Source organism: Croceifilum oryzae (assembly GCF_030814315.1).
Taxonomy (GTDB): Bacteria; Bacillota; Bacilli; order Thermoactinomycetales; family Thermoactinomycetaceae; genus Baia; species Baia oryzae.
On sequence record NZ_JAUSUV010000010.1, the window covers coordinates 95,732 to 117,938 of the forward strand.

Annotated in this window: 21 protein-coding genes, 1 pseudogene and 1 other annotated feature; all 22 genes and pseudogenes read right to left on the reverse strand. The window is 43.3% G+C overall.

Annotation, left to right across the window (positions count from 1 at the left end; translation table 11 throughout):
- Positions 1–51: 51 nt before the first annotated feature.
- Positions 52–1,026, reverse strand: a complete 975-nt coding sequence (locus J2Z48_RS12135; protein ID WP_307253893.1) for a peptidylprolyl isomerase — start codon at positions 1,024–1,026, stop codon at positions 52–54.
- Positions 1,004–4,531 (reverse strand): transcription-repair coupling factor, encoded by a 3,528-nt coding sequence (gene mfd / locus J2Z48_RS12140; RefSeq protein WP_442342010.1) that lies wholly within the window; start codon positions 4,529–4,531, stop codon positions 1,004–1,006. Before mfd ends, J2Z48_RS12135 begins: the two co-directional genes overlap by 23 nt.
- 141 nt (positions 4,532–4,672) lie before the next feature.
- Entirely contained in the window at positions 4,673–4,903 is a 231-nt protein-coding gene (locus J2Z48_RS12145) for an anti-sigma-F factor Fin (RefSeq protein WP_307253896.1), read from the reverse strand.
- 68 nt (positions 4,904–4,971) lie between these two features.
- On the reverse strand, positions 4,972–5,529 hold the full coding sequence (gene pth, locus J2Z48_RS12150; RefSeq protein WP_307253897.1) for an aminoacyl-tRNA hydrolase: 558 nt from the start codon (positions 5,527–5,529) through the stop codon (positions 4,972–4,974).
- Positions 5,530–5,599: 70 nt separating this feature from the next.
- A complete protein-coding gene (locus tag J2Z48_RS12155) occupies positions 5,600–6,547 on the reverse strand; it encodes a ribose-phosphate diphosphokinase (RefSeq protein ID WP_307253899.1) in 948 nt (315 codons plus the stop codon).
- A gap of 25 nt (positions 6,548–6,572) precedes the next feature.
- Positions 6,573–7,961 (reverse strand): bifunctional UDP-N-acetylglucosamine diphosphorylase/glucosamine-1-phosphate N-acetyltransferase GlmU, encoded by a 1,389-nt coding sequence (glmU, locus tag J2Z48_RS12160; RefSeq protein WP_307253900.1) that lies wholly within the window; start codon positions 7,959–7,961, stop codon positions 6,573–6,575.
- Between the two features lie 155 nt (positions 7,962–8,116).
- Entirely contained in the window at positions 8,117–8,419 is a 303-nt protein-coding gene (gene spoVG, locus J2Z48_RS12165) for a septation regulator SpoVG (protein WP_307253901.1), read from the reverse strand.
- A 128-nt stretch (positions 8,420–8,547) separates the two neighbouring features.
- Complete coding sequence (locus J2Z48_RS12170) at positions 8,548–8,922, reverse strand: RidA family protein (RefSeq protein ID WP_307253902.1); 375 nt, start codon at positions 8,920–8,922, stop codon at positions 8,548–8,550.
- A gap of 100 nt (positions 8,923–9,022) precedes the next feature.
- Positions 9,023–9,163, reverse strand: coding sequence for a hypothetical protein (locus J2Z48_RS12175; RefSeq protein WP_307253903.1), 141 nt, complete (start codon positions 9,161–9,163; stop codon positions 9,023–9,025).
- 159 nt (positions 9,164–9,322) lie between these two features.
- Positions 9,323–10,178: pseudogene (gene purR / locus J2Z48_RS12180) on the reverse strand (pur operon repressor).
- Positions 10,179–10,255: 77 nt separating this feature from the next.
- Positions 10,256–11,113: a 4-(cytidine 5'-diphospho)-2-C-methyl-D-erythritol kinase gene (gene ispE, locus J2Z48_RS12185; protein ID WP_307253905.1), complete on the reverse strand. Its 858-nt coding sequence runs from the start codon at positions 11,111–11,113 to the stop codon at positions 10,256–10,258.
- A gap of 142 nt (positions 11,114–11,255) precedes the next feature.
- Positions 11,256–11,432, reverse strand: a complete 177-nt coding sequence (locus J2Z48_RS12190; protein ID WP_307253941.1) for a small, acid-soluble spore protein, alpha/beta type — start codon at positions 11,430–11,432, stop codon at positions 11,256–11,258.
- Between the two features lie 103 nt (positions 11,433–11,535).
- Positions 11,536–11,817 carry a biofilm formation stimulator Veg gene (veg, locus tag J2Z48_RS12195; RefSeq protein ID WP_072333050.1) on the reverse strand — a complete coding sequence of 94 codons (282 nt, stop codon included), beginning with the start codon at positions 11,815–11,817 and terminating at the stop codon, positions 11,536–11,538.
- Positions 11,818–11,918: 101 nt separating this feature from the next.
- Positions 11,919–12,392 (reverse strand): ribonuclease H-like YkuK family protein, encoded by a 474-nt coding sequence (locus tag J2Z48_RS12200; RefSeq protein WP_307253907.1) that lies wholly within the window; start codon positions 12,390–12,392, stop codon positions 11,919–11,921.
- 40 nt (positions 12,393–12,432) lie between these two features.
- Entirely contained in the window at positions 12,433–13,311 is an 879-nt protein-coding gene (rsmA, locus tag J2Z48_RS12205; protein ID WP_307253908.1) for a 16S rRNA (adenine(1518)-N(6)/adenine(1519)-N(6))-dimethyltransferase RsmA, read from the reverse strand.
- On the reverse strand, positions 13,301–13,846 hold the full coding sequence (rnmV, locus tag J2Z48_RS12210; RefSeq protein ID WP_307253944.1) for a ribonuclease M5: 546 nt from the start codon (positions 13,844–13,846) through the stop codon (positions 13,301–13,303). Before rnmV ends, rsmA begins: the two co-directional genes overlap by 11 nt.
- A gap of 587 nt (positions 13,847–14,433) precedes the next feature.
- Positions 14,434–15,216: a TatD family hydrolase gene (locus J2Z48_RS12215; protein WP_307253909.1), complete on the reverse strand. Its 783-nt coding sequence runs from the start codon at positions 15,214–15,216 to the stop codon at positions 14,434–14,436.
- 43 nt (positions 15,217–15,259) lie between these two features.
- Positions 15,260–15,778 carry a signal peptidase I gene (gene lepB, locus J2Z48_RS12220; protein ID WP_307253910.1) on the reverse strand — a complete coding sequence of 173 codons (519 nt, stop codon included), beginning with the start codon at positions 15,776–15,778 and terminating at the stop codon, positions 15,260–15,262.
- 27 nt (positions 15,779–15,805) lie between these two features.
- Complete coding sequence (gene metG, locus J2Z48_RS12225) at positions 15,806–17,797, reverse strand: methionine--tRNA ligase (protein WP_307253911.1); 1,992 nt, start codon at positions 17,795–17,797, stop codon at positions 15,806–15,808.
- Between the two features lie 48 nt (positions 17,798–17,845).
- Positions 17,846–18,096: a binding site (T-box leader), on the reverse strand.
- Between the two features lie 131 nt (positions 18,097–18,227).
- Positions 18,228–19,061 carry an alpha/beta fold hydrolase gene (locus J2Z48_RS12230; RefSeq protein WP_307253912.1) on the reverse strand — a complete coding sequence of 278 codons (834 nt, stop codon included), beginning with the start codon at positions 19,059–19,061 and terminating at the stop codon, positions 18,228–18,230.
- A 115-nt stretch (positions 19,062–19,176) separates the two neighbouring features.
- Positions 19,177–21,015, reverse strand: a complete 1,839-nt coding sequence (locus J2Z48_RS12235) for an ATP-binding protein (protein WP_307253913.1) — start codon at positions 21,013–21,015, stop codon at positions 19,177–19,179.
- Positions 21,016–21,044: 29 nt separating this feature from the next.
- The gene (locus tag J2Z48_RS12240; protein ID WP_307253915.1) at positions 21,045–21,998 is read right to left on the reverse strand and encodes a DNA double-strand break repair nuclease NurA; all 954 of its coding nucleotides are present in this window, start codon (positions 21,996–21,998) and stop codon (positions 21,045–21,047) included.
- Between the last annotated feature and the right edge of the window lie 209 nt (positions 21,999–22,207).

A 22,207-nucleotide genomic window follows, 5' to 3' on the forward strand; every position in this document is an offset into this window, starting at 1 on the left:
CTGAACAAAAGCCTTAAAGCGCATGCTTCTTTCACTGTTTGCTCAATCAAACTATAGGATTTTTACCTTAAAGTCTTTCAGAAACTGTTCAAAAGCGGGTCCCGCATATTGAGCACGCTTTTGTTCATCCTTAACATCTTTTAGCTTCTTCGTAGCACGCTCTGTTACTTTCATAACATGGTAGCCGTAATCTGTTTTTACTGGATCACTAATTTTGTTTAAAGGAAGCGTTTCTGCCGCCTTCTTAAATTCTGCTACAAACTGACCTGTAGCTCCTTCATAAGCACCTGCATTTTCTTTCGAACCTGGATCGTCAGAGAATTCCTTAGCAAGCGCTTTGAAATCTCCACCCTTGTCTAGCTTCTGCTTTACTTCTAAAGCACGTTTTTTCGCTTCCTCATCCGTTCTTTTCTTACCCTCTGGAAGCTCAAGACCAATCAAGATGTGATTTATTTTAGCATCTACATAGTCGAAGTTGTTATAGATATAATCTTCGCGTTGTGAGAGTAATCCAAGGATCTCTTTAAGGTCCTCACGTGTAGTGCCTCTTTCTTTTAAAACCTCATCCACTGATTTCGCTTTACTCCCTGATGCTTGATACATCTTCAGAACTTCGGGCTCATCTTTCTTAAAATTATCTTCCGCTTTTTTCACAAAATCGCCTTTTTTACTCGGGTCTTTGTCAGCTACAAAGTGGAAGCTCGCATAATTCTTTAGCATCTCTTCTTTTGCTTTCGGATCAGCAAGTCCTGGAGCAGTTTGAGGTTGCAGGAAGGCAACGACATTTAAGAAAGTATTAAACTTGCCCTCTACTACTTTTCCTTTTCCGTCGTCATACTCAGCGATTACCTTGGTACTCTTAGTATCAAAAGGTTTAAACTCAGGAAGCTTCATGGCTTGATCCGCTGCATCTGGCTTCTTTTCGGGTTCGGTTTTTTTAGAAGTACATGCTGCTACTAATGATGATAAGACAAGTGCAAGGGCGATAAACCCTGCAATCCATCTACGCTTTCGGAACTGTGACATTTGATTCGGCCCCTCTCATTTTAGGTACTGTCTCATATTGTATCAGAAACTGTTCAATCATTTCTAGAACAGCACGAGTAGACAGACCTGCCATTTTAAATGTTATCCCAATCTTTTGCCCTGCCGCAAGCCGAATTCGACCTGGAAAGTTCTGGGCAATCTTAAATAACTTCTGCCCATCAATTCGTTGATTTTCTTCTTCCCGTAATCGCAAAGTAATTTCTGTGCCTTTTTGTTCGATGCTCTCCATCCCATATTGAATGGCATAAGCACGGATTTTGGCAACCTTGAGCAAGTTTTGTACAGGTTCAGGCAAATCACCAAAGCGATCTTCCATTTCCTCTTCTAACTCTACCACTGCGACTAGCTCTGTAACAGCACGAATCTTTTTATACAATTCAATTTTTTGTTTCTCATCACGAATGTAATCAGAAGGTAGATACGCATCTACACTCATCTCAATTTGAATCTCTTTTTCTTCCACTGGGATCTTCCCTTGGATTTCGGCGACAGCTTCTTTTAGCATCTGGCTATACAGTTCGAAACCAACCGTAGCAATGTGTCCATGCTGTTCGGCCCCGAGCAGATTCCCTGCCCCACGGATTGATAGATCTCGCATCGCAATCTTGAACCCAGATCCTAGCTCAGTAAATTCTTTAATCGCTTGTAGACGTTTTTCAGCGGTTTCCGATAAAATTTTGTCTCTCTGATACGTGAAGTAGGCATACGCAATCCGATTGGAACGACCTACACGACCTCGTAGCTGGTACAACTGTGATAGCCCCATCTTATCTGCGTCATGAATAATAAGCGTATTCACGTTTGGAATATCGACTCCCGTCTCAATAATCGTCGTACTCACCAAGACATCGTACTCACCATCTAGGAAGTCGAGCATCGTTTTTTCTAACTCATTTTCATTCATCTGACCATGGGCAATCGCCACGCGTGCTTCTGGAACCAACATACGAATCTGTTCGGCCATCTGGTCGATATTGTGAACCTGATTGTAGAGGAAATACACCTGTCCATCTCGCGCCATCTCGCGCTCAATCGCTTCCCTCACTAAGGCACCTGAATACTCTAAGACATAGGTCTGTACTGGGAACCGGTTCTCTGGCGGGGTTTCAATGACAGAGAGATCCCTTACCCCCATCATCGCCATGTGAAGTGTACGCGGAATTGGGGTAGCAGTAAGTGTTAAGACATCAATATTATGTTTGAGTTGTTTAATCTTTTCCTTGTGTTTGACACCAAATCGTTGTTCTTCATCAATAATAAGCAGTCCGAGATCTTTATAATGAATCTCTTTAGAGAGTAATCGATGCGTGCCAATGACGATATCGACGATCCCGTTCTTCAAACCATCCAATGTCTCTTTCTGTTCCTTCCGTGAACGAAAACGGCTCATCACCCGAACTTGCACCGGGAAATCAGAAAACCGCTCGCGAAACGTTTCATAATGCTGTTGTGCCAGAATCGTCGTCGGAACGAGTAAAGCCACCTGCTTCCCATCCATTGCCGCCTTAAAAGCCGCCCGCACAGCCACTTCCGTCTTCCCATAACCTACATCTCCACACAAGAGTCGATCCATCGATTGACTACTCTGCATATCCTTCTTGATCTCTTCAATGGAGCGCAGTTGGTCAGGTGTCTCTTCATAAGGGAACATCGCTTCAAAATCCCGTTGCAGTGATGAGTCTTTTGGAAAAGAATATCCTTTTGCTTCTTGGCGCTGTGCATATAACTCGATTAAATCCTGCGCGATATCTTGTACAGAGGTACGAACTTTATTCTTTACCTTACTCCATTCACTACCACCTAAACTATACACCTTAGGCGCTTTCTCTTCTGCACCCACGTACTTTTGAACCAGATCAATCTGTTCAACAGGTACATAGAGCTTATCATTACTCGCATATTGAATATGGAGATAATCTTTATGTAGTCCCCCCACATTTAGCGTTTCAATCCCTATATAACGACCAATCCCGTGGTTGACATGTACCACATAATCTCCCGGCTTTAAATCCTGATAATCCTTAATCTTTTCAGCGTGATCCAATTTCGTAGATCGACGAGGGCGTCGTTGCTTTTGAGTAAATACCTCACTCTCTGTAATCACGACCAGTCGCATCGAACCCAATTCAAACCCGCTTTGAAGCGCATGCAAACGGACAACCGGCTTACCTGGCAAAGGAGGTTGTTCTGAATTATCCCGATGCACATCCATCCCATAATCAGAGAGAACTCTTTCCAGTCGATCGAGACGCTCTCCACTACTGGCTGTAAAGATTACCCGGTAATTCGATTTGACAAAACGTTCCCATTCTGCCTTCAAAACATGCATTTGACCGTGGAATTGCTGCATCCCTTTACAAATGAATTGGACGATGTTTTGAGGTTGTGCACCCGAAATCTGTCTCATAAATAAAGAGAGATACACTCGAGGATGCCTAGTATGGGAAACCACTTCATCAAACGAAAGCGAGACCTTTAACTGAGGCAAAAACTCTCCCTGTTGCAACAAAGCCGTCTGCCATTCCCCTTCTTCACGCTCCATCTGACGAGCGCTCTCCACAATTCGCATCGGTTCATCTAAAACAATACATGTATCCGCAGGCATATAATCAATTAAACTATGATAGTCAGGGTAAATCTGAGAAATATACTTATAAATCCCCGTCACCATCATCCCTTGACGAAGCTGTTCTACATCCCAACCGATCTGCTCCTTAAGTTTCTCACGCAAGGTTTCATCTTGAACTTTTTTCAATCGCTCTTGCAGTATCTCATCTACTCGCTCTGCAGACTGCTTCAATATGTTTGGACTGGCAAATAGCTCACGAGCAGGGGGAACCGTAATTGAATTTACTTTTTCCACAGATCGTTGTGAAGTTACATGGAACGTACGGATCGAATCCACATCATCATCAAACCACTCAATCCGAACAGGATCTACAAAGGGTACAGGATAGATATCCACAATCCCACCACGAACACTAAATTCCCCACGCTTTTCTACCAACTCAACACGTTCATAACCCAAATTCACCAATTGCTCCACTAACGGATCAATCGGCAAGTTTGCTCCCACTTCAATCTCAATATGACTTCTTTCAAAAATCTTCTTCAAGGGGAATAACTTCCGAAGTCCCGAAAAAGGAACAACTAAGACTCCGTGAAATCCTTTTGAAAGTTTTGACAATACATCAATCCGTTCAGGCAGTGTGTCATGACTTGCCAATGCAATTTCCGTTGTTACTAATTCATTTGCTGGATAAAGAAGAACTTCTTCCTTTGGCAATAACTCTTGGAGGTCTTCCACCATTTTTTGTGCTTGGTTCAAATTGTGCGCAACCAAAAGAAGCGGGCGTTTCGTCTTTTGGTAGAGCGCCGCTATGTATACACAACGCGCCGTTCCCGTTAATCCGGTTACCAGCTGTTCTCTAAAGCCCTGTTCCAGCCCTACTAAGGTTGACTGGAAATCTCGATCTTGTTCCATCAGATAGACGAGCGGTCCCACAGTGTTCCTCCTCATATTCCATTAAATTCTAGAAAAAAGAAGCCTCAGTTTGCGATCGCCAAGGCTGTTTTTTCGGATTTATCTGAAAATCTTTTCATGACCCATAACCCCATCCAGCCATTAAGAATAGAGGTGGGGTAACACGGTTCGCTCTGGATATTGGTCAAAAACCTGCTGACATGTGTCGCAGGTTACCCAAATCCGATTCGTACCATCTTCATCATTGGTTATTATATCCTGCCATTCTTCTGGGGTCAACTGATCCAGTCCCAGTTGTACATCAGACACTTGGCTTTGCTCAAAGCGTCCTTGAACCAACTGACAATGCGGGCAAACATATTCCCAAGCCAAGTAGATCTCCCCCTTAAGGAAATCAATTTGGTCTTAGTATTGCCGTTAGAGGAAGATGTATTCTTATCTCATCCATTAAATCGATTCATAGCTAATAAAAATGATTCCTCCACCCATGTCTCAACTGCTTGGGATGCACGATCGGCAGCATCTTCAGCAAAGGGCATCTCTTCCTTCGAAAACGGCGATAGCACATAGTCTGGCACTGCAAGCGAAATCGGTCTGCCAATTCCGAGACGAATTCGTTTAAACTGATCAGTCCCTAGATGAGCGATGGTCGACTTCATCCCGTTATGACCTCCGGCGCTTCCTTTCGTACGTAGGCGCACTTCTCCGAGAGGTAGATCCATCTCGTCATAGATGATAACCAGATCCTCTATATCCATCTTGAGCCAGTCGATAGCCGGGCGAATCGATTCACCTGATAAGTTCATATAGGTCATCGGTTTTAATAGGATTACTTTCTCCCCTCGTACCATCCCTTCTCCGATGATTCCCTTCCATTTTTCCTTGTTTAGCGGGATTCCCCAGCGCTCACTTAATCGGTCAATCGCCCAAAAACCAATATTATGGCGTGTAGACTCGTATTTCTTTCCTGGATTCCCTAAACCTACGATTAACTTCATATTCTCCCCCTCATTTCTCTATGTAAAAATAGCACAACCCCTCTAAGAAGTTGTGCCATCTCTACAAACCTTAGTCGAAAAGCTTACTTACTGATTGCTCATGATGAACACGCATGATGGCCTCGCCTATTAACGGAGCGACCGATAGAATTTTCGTCTTATCCAACATTTTATCTCCTGGAAGTGGAATGGTATCCGTTACCACCATCTCCGTGATACTCGCTTCACGGATGCGAGAAAGCGCCGGACCCGAAAACACAGGATGTGTACAGCAAGCAAACACTTCTTTCGCACCTTGGTCCAAAATCGCATTAGCCGCCAACGTAATCGTTCCTGCCGTATCGATTAAATCATCAATAATAATAGCTGTTTTTCCGTTCACATCGCCCACAATGTTCATCACTTCGGACACATTGGGCTCTGGACGACGCTTATCGATAATCGCGATCGGAGCTTCCAGGCGCTCCGCCAAGCGACGAGCACGAATCACGCCCCCATGGTCTGGAGAAACTACGACCACATCCTCCAGATTTTTACTCCGGAAATATTCTGCTAAAATCGGCACGCCCAGCAGATGATCGACAGGGATATTAAAAAAGCCCTGAATCTGGGTAGCATGGAGATCCATCGTGATGACTCGATTTGCACCTGCTGTCTCAATTAAATTCGCCACTAGCTTCGCCGTAATCGGATCACGAGCACGCGCTTTACGATCCTGTCTCGCATAACCATAGTATGGCAGTACAACATTAATCGTCCCCGCAGATGCCCGCTTCAGTGCATCTACCATCACTAACATTTCCATCAGGTGTTGGTTGACAGGGTTACATGTGGATTGGATCACATACACATCCGAACCACGAACACTTTCATTCAACTTAATATGGATTTCTCCATCACTAAACTTTCCAACTTGAGCATCTCCAAGGGGAATACCAATATGATCACAAATTCTCTGCGCCAAATCAGGGTTTGAGTTACAACTAAATATCTGTAAACGTGAGCGATTAACTGACATGTGATGAGTGCCTCCGAATTCCTGCTTACTTGTTACTATCTTTAATCTTTTCCATAAGGAGCTTGGCATAGCCTTCTTTCGTTACTTGACGCTGTCTTGCAATCGCAAATGAATCCTCTGGGACACGGTCTGTGATGGTAGAGCCTGCTGCTACATAAGCACCCTTCTCCAGTGTAACAGGAGCCACTAAATTCACATTACAGCCGATAAAAGAATCATCTTTAATCGTCGTCTTGTGCTTTCGAAGCCCATCATAATTTACTGTTACTACACCACAAGCAATATTTACATTCTCGCCAACTTCGGCATCACCAACATACGCTAAATGAGACACTTTAGTCCCAGACCCTAGCTCAGCCTTTTTCAAATCAACAAAACAGCCTACTTTTACCTCTTCAGCTAGCTTTGTACCTGAACGCACATATACAAAAGGTCCTACATTTACATTCTTCTCAATCAAGCTCTCATGTATCACGGTATAAGATATTTTACTAGAGTCTGCCACGGAAACATCCTGTAAGTCCGCATTTGGTCCAATCTGGCAGGATTCCCCGATAACCGTTTTCCCACGTAAAAAACAACCTGGTTCAATAACGGTATCTTCACCAATGACTACATCCGCTTCGATATATGTATTTTCAGGATGAACAATCGTAACTCCATTTAACATATGCCCACGAAGAATTCGTTCACGCATTAACTTCTCAGCTTCTGCTAACTGCAAGCGGTCATTTACACCCATCGCTTCATTTACATCTTGAATCACTTCTGCACTAATTCTCTCTCCACTTTCACGTAAGATCGAGAGAGCATCCGGAAGATAATATTCACCTTGCGCATTATGATTATCTACTTTTTCTAGAGCAGCAAACAATTTCTGATTATCAAAACAGAAAGTACCTGTATTTATCTCTTGAATGAGCAACTCATCATCAGTAGCATCTTTATGCTCGACAATACGCTCTACACTTCCGTCTTCATAGCGGACAACCCGTCCATAACCTGAAGCATCCTGCATATGCGCCGTTAAAACCGTTGCTGCAGCCCCTGATTTTTGATGGGTCTCAACCAGTTTTTGTAGCGTTTCCTTTGTAAAAAGAGGATGATCTCCATTTAAAACAATTGTTGTACCTTGTGCATCTTGGAGTAATGGCTTTGCTTGCATAACCGCATGAGCCGTTCCCAATTGTTGTTCTTGCTGGGCAAATAATACTCCAGAAGATAAATTCGCTTTTACTGTTTCGCCTAAATAACCCACTACCATAATCGTTTTCGATGTACCGATCGCATGTAATTGATCAATTACATGCTGTACCATTGGTTTTCCACAAACAGGGTGAAGTACTTTGTGTGTTTTGGACTTCATTCTTGTACCTTTCCCTGCTGCTAAGATCACCGCAAAGAGATTCTGCATACTCGATTTATGCCCCCGTTTCCTAGCAAACTTCCTTCCTGAATATATCCCAAAGTATACATGATTGCAACCAACGAATCCTTGTCCGCTTAGACGACAAAAAATCATCCTTATTTAGGATGATTTTTTCGATCATATCTATACCATTTACCCATTTATGCATCCATGGTCATTGCACTTGGAACTGCTACCATGTCCACTGGATCTTCCGTCCGATTATACACTTCCAATACAGCAGCTTCGATTTTTTCACGGCTCGAAGGGGAGATTGGATGTGCAATATCGCGGAAATCCCCATCAGGAGTACGTTTGCTCGGCATTGCAACAAACATCCCATTATTTCCATCAATCACACGGATATCATGTACTACAAATTCACTATCAATCGTTATTGAAGCAATCGCACGCATTCTACCTTCTCGATTTACTTTTCTGAGACGCACATCTGTAATTTGCATCCTGATACACCACCCATTTCCAAAGATGACATAGTTCTACATTTCGAGATGGATCGTTTATTTCCTGCTAAAAAATGGGATTAAGGTAAAATTTTTTCTCGAAATGGGGATGCAAATAAAATGTTGTGCTACTTCTTAACCGCGATTACTTCCATCTCAATCAAGACATCCTTTGGCAAACGGGCTACTTCTACACACGACCGTGCTGGGCGATGCTCTATGAAGTACTCTGCATAAATTTCATTAATCATCTGGAACTGGTTCATATCTTTAATAAATAATGTAGTCTTCACTACTTGCTCTAGCCCCACTCCTGCTTCTTGCAAGACTGCTCCCACATTGCGCAGGACTTGGTGCGTCTGTTCCACGATCCCACCTGCAACCAGTTCTCCTTCAGCAGTCAAAGGAATCTGTCCGGATGTAAAGATCATATCTCCTACAATCATTCCTTGTACATAAGGACCAATCGCTTGAGGGGCTTTTTTCGTTGCAATTTTTTGCATATTCTTCTCAGCCTTTCTCTTGGTTCATTGTTTATTTGTTAAGTAGGTTCATTGAGGTTAAAGCGTGTTCGAATTCCAATTAGTAGGAACTATTAGTGGATTAGTTGCTGAGATACTTGATATAGACCGGGGCATGTATCTGCCCAAAGCTCAAATAGTGAGTCAGCGAAGAAACAGAGAAGTCCGCTCCATCATTCTCCGCAAGGGCAAGTGGCAAAACTCGCAAAGAACGCTCAAACATTGCCACAAAACGCCCTAGCTTCAAATGACTTCGCTAAGCAGACTCACTAACCTCGCAATGGTCAGATACATTGCCCCTAGCCTTTTTCCACTTGCTAGCTAAAAACAATAAACCGAAAGCATAAAAGGACTCCTGCTCTTGGTTCTTTCTGCTTCCACTTCACCCCTGTGATCTCCCATTACTCAACAAACTTATCTTTAAATAGGTTCCCTATCTCTACTCGAAGCGTGCGATCTCGTTCGTGAATCTCAGACACACTGATGAGGGAGACAAAATCGTCTACGAGTCGCCCGGGGACGTGGGATTCGGCGAGGACTCCTGCTCCAACAACGGTCGCTTCAAACTCGAAACATAGATCTTGCAAACCACGAATCGTTCCGCCCGCCTTCATAAAATCATCGATAATCAGGACACGCGATCCTTGAGGAAGGCTTCTCTTCGATAAGGAAAGTGGCTTTAATTTACCGCTGGAACCTGAAACAGTGTTAACGGTTACAACCGATCCTTCTGTAACTCGATAATCATAACGAGCTATAACCACCGGAACTCGTAGATAATTTGCCACGGCATAGGCTAAGGGGATTCCTTTGGTCTCGACTGTCAGGATGGCATCGATCTTTACACCTGCAAATAAAGTGGCCCAAATCCGACCTACTTCACTGAGCAAGGTGGGATTCCCCAAAAGATCGGACATATATAAGAAGCCGCCTGGTAAAATTCGCTCTGGTTTTGCCAGTTGTACACATAGATTCGCTAAAATTTCTTCTGTACGTGCCAAATCCAGTTTCGGGATATAACGAACTCCACCAGCAGCTCCTGCTACTGTCTCTAATTCACCGCTACCTTCATTACGGAAGACTTCATCAATAATCGTTAGATCTTCGCTAATAGACGATTTAGCAGATTGATATCTCTTCGCAAACATTGTCAGCGGGATCAGCTTGTAAGGTTGAGAGAGTAGTTGATTCGTTAGATCTACTAGCCTCGCACTCCGCTTCCATTTCTCTTTTTCCATCAAAATACCTCCGAAAATCCGAATATCATGACGGAAATATACCATTATGTACGGGTTTAATCAAGTGTAGACTCAAATTAAACCCCTAACATTCGCACTGCAAACACTTGATCACAGAAGCCTCGAAGACCATTTACAATTCTCTTAGCTCGGGATTCCTTTCGTACCAAACCAAACACGGTAGGTCCACTTCCGGACATTAAGACCCCGTCGGCACCGAATTGTTCCATCTTTTGTTTGATCTTATAAACTTCAGGATATAAGCCGATCGTAACGGGCTCTAAGACATTTCCTAGATTCGCAATTACATTTTCATATGAATTAGCTTGTAGCGCATCAATCATGGCTCCTGTATTTGGATGTGTCGTAATTCTATCCACTTGAAGTTTTCCAAACACATCTCCTGTTGAAACACCATGCGTTGGTTTTGCAAGCACCACCCAACAACTAGGTGGGGATAGTATCGGAGTCAGGATCTCCCCTCGACCTTCTGCAATAGCTGTATCTCCGTAGATACAAAACGGTACATCCGAACCAATCTCAGCCCCGATCTCAGCCAGCTCTTCTAATGATAAGCCTAGATTCCATAAACGATTACATCCTCGCAGAGTCGCTGCCGCATCGCTACTCCCCCCAGCGAGTCCTGCTGCTACTGGAATATGTTTATAAATTTTTATCTTCACACCGCGATCAATACCTGTTTTTTGTTGTAGTAACTTCGCTGCAAGGTAAGCCAGATTCCGCTCATCTTGTGGAACGAGGCCTGATGTACTTTCAAGCGTAATTCCTGAGTAAGGTAGATCCATTAGGTCGATTCGGTCAGCCAAATCAACGGTTGTCATCACCATCTCTAAATCGTGATAGCCATCTGGGCGTTTGCGGAGTGCATCCAAGGTTAAATTGATCTTAGCGGGTGCTTTTTCTGATGTGTACATTTCTCTTCCCCCCAGCACCTTGTTCATTTCTCTTCCGAATGTATCTGATGATCCTATTGTACCACGGTAATCCCATACCCGAAATGAAAAAAGAAAAGCCGAGGATTACTCCCCAGCTACCCTAAGCCTTACCTGTTTTCGATTATGGCTTTCGAACTAGTTGCTCCTGCGCGATCTGGATTGCACGTTTGACCATGTTGCCTGCATCACTCGCTTTAATACCGCCCCAACCCTCACGCTGCACAACATCATAAAACCCTAGCTCTTTTGCTAATTCGACCTTAAAGGACTCGGACATTACACCTCGACGTGACATGATCCATTCCTCCTCTATGATTCAAGTAGACAATAGGGTACTCATAGTATCTGATGTGTCACTGCCATTTATGTAAAAAAAACAAGACCACAGGGGTCTTGTCCGATTATTGAGTAGCTCTGATGTACTTAACTGGAACAAGTTGGTCATTTTGAAAAACTTTCAACTCTACTGATTCCGTCAGTATATCCGCATAACTGTATGAAACGCGTTCAAAGGCGTGTTGATCTTCATCTAACTTCACAATAAAAACGGAAGGGTATGTTTCTTCTAATATACCCGTACGTTCAATGGTCTTACGGCGTCCACTGTTCGCTTTTAATCGGATTCTTTCTCCAATAAAGCTATCCAGAGTCAGCTTGATTTCAGATAGAGCATTTTTGCCCATAAATTCGACCACCTCACTTGTAGAAGATTATATAACAAATGAGGCGTGAAGTCAAATTAGGTATTATAGCAGTGAACAAAACCTTTTGTCAATCATATTTTTTATCGTGTAAATCGATCCGCTACAGCAGATGCTGCATAGGATTCTGGCTTAATTTTCGCTTGATATCCAACTGCCGTGACCCAGCCAACCACCTCTTGAATTACCTTACGCGTTTCTCCCTGTTGCCCGATATCCAAATGAATTTCCATCGGAATATCAGAAAACATACGGAAGAATCCGTGCTCTTTCAATAGATCAACACAAGTCAAACTATACTCGGTTTCTCGATAGATTCGATAACGTAATTCCTTCATCTGACTATGTGTTCGCTTTGTATAGAAGAAAAGCGCCCCTTTTCCAACTCTTTGTATGATGATTGCTGTTACAAAAACAGTCTCTTTATAACGGGTCATCGAGTCGGTCCCTATCATCAACTTATATTCCGAGTTAGGATCTTCCCGCACATACTTCTGAATCTCAGACATCATTTCCTCGAAGCTACATTTACCCCTTCGTGGATGATAAAAATTCACAAGTATCCCTCCAAATTTGAGTCAAGGAACTCGAATCACACTACCTTCCTTGAGAAAAACGCTCCCATGCTTCTGTTAAAACTGCAAATTCAGCTAGATGTAAGGTTTCTCCTCTTCGCTGTGGATCGATTCCTACTTGAGTCAAAAAGTCCGCCACATCTGATTTCGCCAAATGAGAGAAAAGCTGGGAATGGAGTGTGTTTAATAGTGTTTTTCGACGCTGGGCAAAGGATGCTCTTACTATTTTAAAGAATAAACCTTCATTCGATACGTTCACAGCAGGTGCCTCTCGTCTTGATAGCTTGACAACAGCAGAATCCACATTGGGCCTTGGCACAAATACATGGCTCGGGACTTTGGTAACGAGCGAGGTTTCTGTGTAATATTGAACCAAAACACTAAGCGATCCGTAGTCCTTGGTCCCTGGTTTCGCTACTAGGCGATCCGCCACTTCTTTTTGAATCATGATTACGATATTTTGGAGAGGAAGTCTCTCTTCTAATAAACGAATCAAAATTGGTGAAGTAACATAGTAAGGTAGATTTGCCACAACGTGAATACTATTACATTCCCCAAAGTTTTCCGAAATAATCGTATGGAAGTCAACTTTCAAAGCATCACCATGAATCACTTCTATATTCGACTGCTTCTCAAAGATTTCCCGTAGTACAGGAATTAGACGTTGGTCTAACTCCACAGCAACTACTTTCTTAGCACGTTCACTTAAACGTTCGGTGAGAGCGCCAATTCCCGGACCAATTTCAATGACACCCGCATGTTCATCCAAGTCCGCCGCATCCACAATTCGCTCTAACACCCGATCATCTGTTAAAAAGTTTTGTCCTAAGCTTTTTTTTAAGCCGAGTTTATATTTGGCAAGGATTTGCTTTGTATTTTGTGAAATCGTTCTATGTGACATCCTCTAGTTCCTCTCTTACCTGTAACCAGGTGCTAATCAGTTCTTCTTTTGAAACCTGCAAAGCATGAAGCCGCTGATAAAAATTTTTAGCGTTCGCAAACCCAATCCCTAAGCGATCCGCTACTTTCTGACGCAAATAGCCCGAATCAGGAAAGCCTGTGAACCCCATATCAATATAGTCTTCCCATGAAATGGATTCTACTTGCTCATAGCCTATGTCACTTCTAACATGGAGCAATGCTTCGCGGATATCCTCACATTTTGCATGCTCAATCCCGATCTTTTTCCGACCTCTCGCCTTATCTTGTGGTAAGAAAGCATGTTTCACTCCAGGGACTTCTTGCGATATCACTCGACGAATTCGTTCCCCTGCATAATCAGGGTCTGTAAATATTATGACGCCTCTCTTTGATTGGGCACGGCGCACTTGATCAATTACTTCTTTTCCAATCGCCGAGCCTCTTGTTTCAATGGTATCCGCTTTCACGGCACGTTTAATGGTAACGGTATCATTTCTGCCTTCTACCACGATCATTTCATGTATCTGAACCTCTGACAATGTCTTTTACACAACCTTTACAAAACGATGTAAGTTGATATTAGGAGATCTATCACTATCTATTTATGAATAATCCAGAAAGAATCTAGGAAAAACATTCAGCCTCTTCTCTAATGACAGGGCTTGTTATGAAGTAGACCATGGAGTTTGTCCCGGGTCATATATCTGACCCTATTCCAAATCCATTTGCTGGTTATCCTATAAATCTGCTTACTGCCTCTTTTGAAAAAACGTGGATCATAGTAGTTAGCTATCTACCATCCAGACTTCTAAACATCTACAGATTGGATGGTTGATGAACCAAATTAGATTAAGAGAAGGGAGAATCTGTTCGACCATTGCGTGCGATGTTAGAAATCCTACTTAGCGTAGAGATCCATAGCATGGGGCGCTTTTTGGTGCAACATGCTTGAGCGTTCTGTGCGAGTTTTGCACCTGCCCCGGCGAAGGATCGCGGAGCGGACAGTTCTGCTTCCCTGCTGGATCGGTATTGAGCTGTGTCGAACAGACTCTCCCGGCTCTGATCCTAGTATATGCCACAACTCTTTTTATCCTAATTTAGGCTAGTCAGTAGTGTTTGGAATCCGAAATAATCTCATCGCATTATCCGTTGTAATCCGAGCAAGCTCCTCCACCGTAATCCCTCGGATCTCAGCAATTTGCTCAGCAACAAGCCGTACATAGCCAGTTTCGTTCCTTTTTCCTCTGAACGGATGTGGCGCTAGGTACGGACAGTCCGTCTCTAGTAACAGACGATCCTCTGGCACTAAACGAGCGATTTCTTTAGGAAGTTTTGCATTTTTAAACGTAACAGGACCTCCCAGTCCAATGTAAAAATTCATTTCGAGAGCCGCTTCCATAATCGCCTCGTCGCCCCCGAAACAATGTAATACGCCGCCTACTTCCGCAGAATGTTCAGACCGCAGAATACGAATCACATCTTCGTGTGCATCTCGATCATGAATAATAATAGGGAGTTGTACTTCCCGTGCAAGCCTGATCTGTTCTTTAAAAACATGTGCTTGTACATCTTTCGGGGAAGTATCCCAGTGATAGTCTAACCCCATCTCACCCAATGCTATAACCTTTGGATGTGTAGCTAATTCGCGTAGATAGACGAGATCCTCTTCTTGGTAGTAGATTGCATCTGTCGGATGCCAGCCTACCGCACTATAAATGAAGTCATATTTCTCCGCCAGCTCGATAGAGGACTGAATCGTCTCTCTGTTAAAACCTACATTTAACATCCAGCTGACCCCGTACTCTTCTCTAGCACGGCGAATCACTTCTTCGCGATCTAAATCAAACTGTTTATCATTTAGGTGTGTATGTGTGTCAAAAATCATGTTAGTCATCCTCTCTAAAGGAAAAACAGTCCTCCACGGACTGTTATGGTTCGAGTAGTTGCGTTTGGCTAAATGGCATTAGAACAAGCTCAGCTCGGCCGACAACTTCTTTTTCATCAACCGGACCAATGGCACGGCTATCCTCACTGTGAGGGCGATTATCGCCTAACACATAGATTTCTCCTTTGGGCACGACCACTTCTTCGAAAGAGGTACTTGGATCTATTTTATTAGCAATGTATAACTCGCCTACTTCTTTTTCATTACGAAATAACTTCCCGTTGGTAATTTTAATATGATCACCAGGTAGACCAATCACCCGCTTAATAAAATCCTTCTCTTCCTTAGAGTGGAAAACGACGATTTCTCCATATTTGGGCTCCTTGATCTTATAAATGAACTTGTTGACGATCAAAAGCTCATTCCCCTTCAATGTCGGATACATCGATTCACCTTTTACTTGATAAGGTGCGAAAAAGATATATCGACAGATAAGTAAAATCGCTGTAGCCACAAAAGCCGCCATGATCCATTCACGAAGTGTCCTATTCTCCCCTGCCATCTATTATCCTCCTGCTCTTACACTCTTTTATTTTACACGTGTACCATTCGGAATATCAGCAGAGACAGTAGACAGCACTAACCTCTCTCCTTCTTTCGCCGCTAGAATCATGCCTTCCGATTGCTCACCCCGTAATTTGACTGGCTTCAAATTGGTTACGACAATCACCTTCGTCCCCACAACATCCTGTGGCTGATAAAACTCAGCAATCCCAGAGACTACTTGACGCTTCTCAGTTCCAAGATCCAATTGCAACTTAAGAAGACGATTCGCACCCTTTACTGGCTCTGCCTCGAGAATCTCGCCCACTTTTAACTCTACTCTCATAAACTCATCAATGCTGATGAAGTCATCTTGTACTTCCACTACCTCTTGCTTCGTTCCTGCTCCAGATTCCGCTTGATCGATTCCTTTATGCTGTGCCGCTGTATCTTTCATCATTTGCACGATTGCCTCCACTTCTACTTTGCCGTCTAAACGAGGAAAGATTGGATTTTGTTTATGAATCGGTACACCTGAACAAAGTGTCCCAAACTGATGAACGCTTTCCCACTTCTTCTCTTCCTCTGTCTGTATCCCTATCTGCTCCCAGATGAAAAGAGGTGTCTTTACTAAGAATGGCTGGATACAAACACTTACAATCCGGACCACTTCTAACAAAGAGTATAAAACAGAGCCAAGGACAGAGTGATTGGCTGGATCTTTAGCTAGATTCCACGGAGCATTATTCTCAATGTATTTGTTTCCTGCACGCACTACCTCCCACAGCGCAGATAGAGCCACTGAAAATTGGAGATTCTCCATTGCATTTTCAAAACGCGTCACCACTTGATGCACGAGTGCTTGTAACTCCGCATCATAAGGAGTTCCCTCTTCTACATAAGCCGGGATCACACCGTCGAAGTACTTTTCTACCATTGTAAGAGTCCGATGTAGTAAATTTCCGAGATCGTTGGCGAGATCTGCATTTACACGCTCCACAAACGCTTCCGGCGTAAAGACCCCATCTTGTCCAAACGGAACCTCACGTAAAAGAAAATAACGATATGCATCTAGACCGTATCGATCAATCAATGAAACCGGATCAATCACATTCCCCTTCGACTTAGACATCTTGTCTCCATTTACCAAGAAAAAGCCATGAGCAAAAACTTTCTTAGGTAGCGGAAGATCAAGCGCCATCAGGAAAATAGGCCAATAAATACTATGGAAACGAACGATATCCTTGCCGATCAAATGGACATCTGCTGGCCAATAGTTAGCAAATTTATGTCGTAAGGATTCTTCATCCGCTTCATAACCGATTGCAGTAATGTAATTGGACAATGCATCCAACCAAACATACATCACTTGCTCTGGATCGTTAGGCAGAGGAATTCCCCAGCTAAAAGTAGATCTAGAAATACAAAGATCTTCTAAACCAGGCTTAATAAAGTTTTGAAGCATCTCATTTTTCCGCGAAATAGGCTCGATAAACTCTGGATGCTCTTCATAATATTGAACCAGCCGATCCGCATAATTGCTCATACGGAAAAAATAGCTTTTCTCTCTAATTTTATTAACTGGGCGACCACAGTCTGGACAGTTTCCATCCTTTAATTGTCTGTCCGTGAAAAACGCTTCACAATCCACACAGTAGAAGCCCTCATACTCACCTAGATAGATGTCTCCTTGATCCAAGAATCGTTGGAAAATCTTTTGTACCACTTTTTTATGGCGATCCTCCGTTGTACGGATATAATCATCATAGGAAATGTCCAGTTTACTCCATAGTTCCTTGATCCCTGCTACAATCTCATCTACAAACTCAAGCGGAGTCTTGCCCACCTGTTCTGCTTTCCGTTGTATCTTTTGTCCGTGCTCATCCGTTCCTGTCAGATACATGACGTCATACCCTCTGAGCCGCTTATATCGCGCCATCACATCGCCAGCCACCGTTGTATAGGTATGCCCGATATGCAACTTGCTACTTGGGTAATAAATTGGGGTTGTAATATAATACGTTTTTTGTTTTTCCATCTAAAAAACTCCTTTTTCTACATAAAAAAATAAAAATCCCACCCCTCCATTTGGGGCGAGATTGGAATCACGCGGTACCACCCAATTTTCGTATAGAACATTTACCCATGCCTATACGCTCTGGTCAACCCGTTATCGCTGGTGTGCGTTCCCACTTACTTAAACCAGTCATTTAGACTCGTGTTCAGAAGGAAAGTCTCATGGGCCATGTTCATCTACTATTCCTATACCGGCTTTCACCTGACCCGGTTCTCTAGAGATAGGCTTCCTAGATTACTCTTCCCAATCACAGACATAGTTGTAAAGATGTCAATAAGCATATTATATGCAAACTTATTTTCAATTTGCAACCAATCACTTTAAAGAGATCTATTGACTACCGCACTCCTCCAAATTGTTAATACTCGTTTATATTTGCTTTTCCCACCACTTATCTATAAGATGGGCCATTTTCTACTACTCTATCTAACCATTCATCGCAGAGGCGATGGAGTAGTGACGGTTGCTCGAGTTGTAAGTTATGCCCGGCCCGATCTAATACAGTGAAGGTACAACGCGGAAAATTTTCTAGTAGGCGCCAAGCATCTTGATACCCTACCATAGAATCTTGTCGGCCAGTCACCAAGAGGACTGGCTTCTCAAAAGAAGGAACTCTCTGATCAACATCAAAGGAAAAGGCATATTGACTCAGGAGTTTGTCTATAAAGCGAGAGTCTGCCCTGGAACGACCAGGTAAAATTTCGTTACGATATCGATTCCAATAGGCTTCATCTTGCACAATCGCTAGAGATTGGAAGTCCTTTCTTTCTTCTCGATTTAACTGGGATAGCAGATTCTCATCTTGATAGATCACTTGATGTAGAGGAAGATCTCTCTCGTTTTTATCAGGAACGATCATCGGACAGATTAACGCAGCCCCACCTACTTGCTCTCTTTTCTTAGAAATAATCCCTCTTGCAATATATCCGCCGTATGATTGCCCCACTACTAGTAAGGATTCCTCAGGTATCATCTGATCTATAAACTGAAGCACCATATCTAACATCTCATCGGAGCCGTTCAGCTCTTCGTACCCTTTGCTCTCCCCCATCCCAGGTAAGTCGATATAAATTCGTTTCCACTCTTCATCCCTTGCAGAAAAGACAGGTTCCATAAAACCAGTCATCGATCGATGATCCAGTGTCAAGCCGTGTATGATGAGAACAGGCCGACCTGAACCATAGATATGATAAGGGATTTTTACATTACCAATCGTACACTCCATCACATGTCACCCTTCCATCTAACTAGTGTGACAAGCATAACAAAAAGCTACCAGCCTTCACAAGTTTGGTAGCTTTGTGGTTTCATACATATCAGACCTGATAGATGGAATCACCCTACACCAACTCAAATCGAGTCGCAAACGGAGACTCAACCCTTTTAACCTTCCCATCCCTAGCCCACTGCTCCAACTCCTGATGCAAACGATGCAAATCCCAACTTAAACCCGTCTTAGAATTTAACTTCTCCAACGTCGGCAGAAAATCACTATCAAAAAAAGGAAACAAATCCCGGAGTGCCTCTAAAACCTGATCATCCTTAGCCTGCTGAAATTGAACCAATTCATCAAACGGATTAGACAAATGAGGACTATGCGTATAAGCAGTCCGAATCCGAATAAAAACCGTTCTCCCAAATGCCGCCGAAGAAACAAACGTATCTCCAGAGCGTAAGTACGGAAGACGTTTCCCCTCTTCATTCGTCAAATCCGTCTCTTCCTTTAATGTAGCAATATCCGTTCCACGCACCGTCCGAAAAACCAACTTCGTATTTAGCTGTGCGGTAATCGTCTCATCTAATAACGTTGGTCTCTGAGTAGCAAGGATCAAGAAAACACCATATTTCCGACCTTCTTGAGCAATTTCTTTTAAAATGGACTTGGCCGGGGATTCCACTGCTTTCGGTGCAAAGTTATGCGCTTCATCCGTTACAATAACAAATGGCGGGAAAAAATGGCCTTCCTCCCCGTTCATACGGGCATCTTTATATTCCCTGCGCTTTCGATACAATGCGCCTGTCACATACGTAGCAAATACCTGCAAAATCCAAGTAGAACCTTGAATCACGACTAATTTCCCTTGCTCAAGACCCCGCTGAATCGCATCAATATTTTGCTGGAAAAGCCCCGCTCTCTCCAAACGCTGAAGCCGCCAGTGTACTCCCTTCACAGAAGAATGAGGCATCGTACCATATTCTTGCAAAAGCTGATTTAAATCCCGAATCCGTTGCACTTGAATCGGAGTCAGATCATCACTGCGAAGTTGCTTCTCTAAGCCCGCTTTTCCTTCTTCCAACGCCTGGACCAGATTACTAACCCGATCGCTAAAACTATTATAAGTATCTCTTCGCTTATGGAGCATCTGAATCGCGTTTACCATCGGCTCCGAAAGCCCACCCCCAGAAGCGCCCAGCAGTTCGACCAGATCCCGTGTATTTAATTCGCTAAACGAAACCCCAACCTCTCGACCAATCTGAACCACAACAGAGCGATCTTGCAAATCCGGACATAGATGGGCTGTCTCCTCCCCGATATGCCGAAAATCCATCTCAAAATGAGGGTCAAAAACAACAGTAGGAACACGAAGCTTCATTACCTCTTCTAGCATTACCCTTAGCCCAAACGATTTCCCCGAGCCAGATCCGCCGAACACACCAATATGCGGATATTGTTGCATCGTCCGAATATCAAAAATAAACGGAACACCCTTCTGTTCCCTAAGGACTCCCTGCTCCATCATCATCATCTGATTCTGTAGCTCTAGATCCATATCATGTCCCATCGGCTCCGTTCCCCGGATCTCCCCTAGGATCATCCCTGCTCTAGGTGTTGACTTAACCAACAAATGACGAACCTCATAAAATTGAGGCAAACGAACCTGACAACCCGTACGAATCGGATGAGCCGCTTCTTCAAATAACCTTACCTTGGCAATATTAATCTCATCGGAATCAATGTTATATCCAATCTGTTCAAGCGTATGTAGGACCTGTTGATCAACCATCGATTTATCATATCCCATTGGGATTAAGCGATTATACGAAAGCGTCTCAACAACTTCTCCTTTCGGATGATAGAGAGCCGCGTCTTCAATCACCAGAATTTCGTTCATGCGAAACTTACGATCTTTGGATACCACATGTACTTCCTGCTGTGACGTAACCCCAACTACTTGCATAAACAACTTCCTTCCTTCTTATAATCAAGTCAAATCACTCGTTCACTTCTCTTTGGACTTAATAAACGATGCCGCAAATCCGGGTCAATATACTGATCCACCATCGTCTGTACCAGTGGATTCGTAACTCGCACCTCTTGATCCACAATATCAAGCCAATAAGGAATCCCCCGTCCCTGCATGGGGGTAAGCGAGTAAATCAAACGGAGTAGCGAGATCCGTTCTTGCTTCTGAAGCAACAAACCATCCACTCCGACGGGGGCTGGACTATAAGAGGATCGAAAAACCATTTTCCACATCTTGGTTCCCGCAGGACTCCATTCCGACCACTCATACGCTTCACCTACATCTAATAAGCCATAAAGTAAATCCCGATCCGACCACGCTGGATGCTCAGGAAATACCTGTTTTGCTAATCCACGAGACCCTACTTCCTCCGCAATTCCTACTATTAACACACCGGTTTCTTCTGCCAATTCCGCTACCTTGTCCCACTCGTCCGCATCGTCAAAATGATAATGAAGCAACGAACCATCCATCATCACAACATGCGGTTGCCAATCTCGAATCGCCTTTTTCGTTACCTTTAACTCTAGGCGAGACAGCCTTGCACCACGCTTCTGCGCTTCACGAGCTAATAAACCCTCCGCCTCCCATTCATCTTGAATCAAAGGAGTATACACATCGGCTTCCCAAGCTTCCTCACCTTTTGTCCCTTTCGCCAGCGCTTGAAATACAGAAAGCGTCCTCATCTCAATTCCTTTGGTTGAGTTTACCGAGCCATCTATCCCAACGACACTCTTTCCCTTTGCCCAATCTTGTAATTCCGTGTCGCTAAATCGCTCAATCCGAACAAACTCTCCAATCTCCGAAAGATGCTCACGAACCCTTTGTGGATGCAACAACTCCTTAGGGTAGGTCTCTCTTAATTTTAGATTCAATCGCTTTAATTTAAATTGGAGTTCTTCTGATACTTTAAACATATATAGATCACCCTCTCAAATGGATCTAACCCTCTTCTGAAACCCTTTTATAGCCAATTTCATCTATTTTTGTCTAAATCAAGAAATTTTCTATAAAACTCCTAAAGAATTATTGACTGACATGGTAATCGCTGGTATGATGATTTTGACATCAAATATGTCGAAATTTGACGTATATTTTAAAAAGAGATGATCGAAACCAATGAACC